The sequence below is a fragment of the Ectobacillus panaciterrae DSM 19096 genome (genome assembly GCF_000430785.1).
In the GTDB taxonomy this organism is placed as follows: Bacteria; Bacillota; Bacilli; order Bacillales; family Bacillaceae_G; genus Ectobacillus; species Ectobacillus panaciterrae.
Genome location: NZ_AUMR01000190.1, coordinates 1 through 1,666 on the forward strand (window position 1 = coordinate 1; position 1,666 = coordinate 1,666).

The following is a 1,666-nucleotide window of genomic DNA, read 5'->3' on the forward strand; positions in this document are numbered from 1 at the left end:
ATCATTTGTTTTTCTTTTTGTCTTCGCTGTCTTTCTGCATTTAAATCAATGACATTCATGCTGTGTGTTCCTTTCTAACCATGTTCTCAACAAAAGTAAAAGCACTCATATTGAGCGCTTTACTTTAACTTGAACCACCAATATGTATTTATGAGACTCCCATCCCAATATACATTCTACTATATTGATTTAAAATTTTCATTTGAAAAATAAAAGAGATACCCGAATGATTTTCTTTTTTATTGTATGAAAAGTTTTATAAAGATTTATTACATACTTGGGTAGAGTGATGGATGTGTAGGGTGGGACCCCATAGATAATAAGTTATTTATTTAATCGAATTTTACGAGAACTAAGGGTATCTTTCTTCTGTAATACACTAAAAATGTAACCACATAAACCACCTATAATAGCTGGAAGTATCCAACCTAAACCTACATTATACATAGGAAGGAACTGAGTAAAAAAATTATGAATTACTTCAATGTGTATTCCAGCAGCGTTTAAACCATCAAATAAACTAATAATAAATGTTAATATCAAACTGCCTTGATATACTTCGGACCTACCATTAAATGAAGAGTGTAAGAATGTTAAGAAAATTAAGGAAATAGCAATTGGATACATAGTCATTAATATAGGGATTGAAATCGTAATTAGTTGTGTTAATCCTATATTTGCAACTAGTGTACTAAAAACAGACAAAATAATAGCAAATTTTTTGTAAGAGATATTCGGAAATAATTCATGGAAAAAAGAAGAACAAGCAGTGATAAGTCCTACACTTGTGGTCAAGCATGCTACTGTAATCATTAAACCTAATAAAATTGCACCATAAGAACCAAAATAATAGTCTGAAACTTTTGCTAAAACTTCAGCTCCATTATCTAAACGACCTAATTTTTCAACACTAGAAGCACCCATATAGGAAAGGGCAGTATAGATAAGAGCTAAGAGTGTGGCAGCAATAACCGTTGCTTTTGTACAAATAGTCATAGTTTGCTTTTTAGTAGTGACTCCTTTCTCTTTAATTGCATTCACAATAATGATTCCAAAAGCAAAAGCTACAAGAGCGTCCAGTGTTAAATAACCTTCTTGAAAACCTTTAAAAAATACATTTACTGTGTAATCTTTAGAAGGTGCTTGAAAGTTTCCAATTGGGTGAATAACAGCTATTACTACAAGTATTCCGATAAATGTTAATTTAATAGGTGTTAAGATTTTCCCAATTACATTGATAATTTTCGTAGGATTAAGTGAAAAAAGACATGCAATCACAAAAAATATAATTGTAAATATAACTAAAGGGATAGAGCCTGCATGATCTGATAAGAAAGGTTTAAGCCCAATTTCAAACGATACATTTCCAGATCTAGGTATGGCAAAAAAAGGACCAATTGCTAAATAAAGCACAGTCGTAAATACAATACCAAATACCGGATGTACACGACTAGCTAAAGATCGTAAATCATCTTTACCTGAAAAAATAAATGCTGTGATACCTAGTAATGGTAATCCAACTCCAGTAACTAAAAAACCTGCATTGGCTATCCATACATTCGTTCCGGCTAATTGACCAAGCATAGGTGGAAAAATTAAATTTCCTGCTCCGAAAAACAATGCAAATAGCATTAAACCTAGAATTATTATAAAAGAAAAAGGAACT

At 31.3% G+C, this 1,666-nt stretch carries 1 protein-coding gene; it reads right to left on the minus strand.

Translation table 11 applies throughout. The annotated features are described in order from the left end of the window. Window positions 1–324: 324 nt before the first annotated feature. A partial coding sequence (gene brnQ, locus H540_RS0122180) for a branched-chain amino acid transport system II carrier protein (protein ID WP_034671725.1) occupies window positions 325–1,666 on the minus strand: 1,342 nt, incomplete at its 5' end.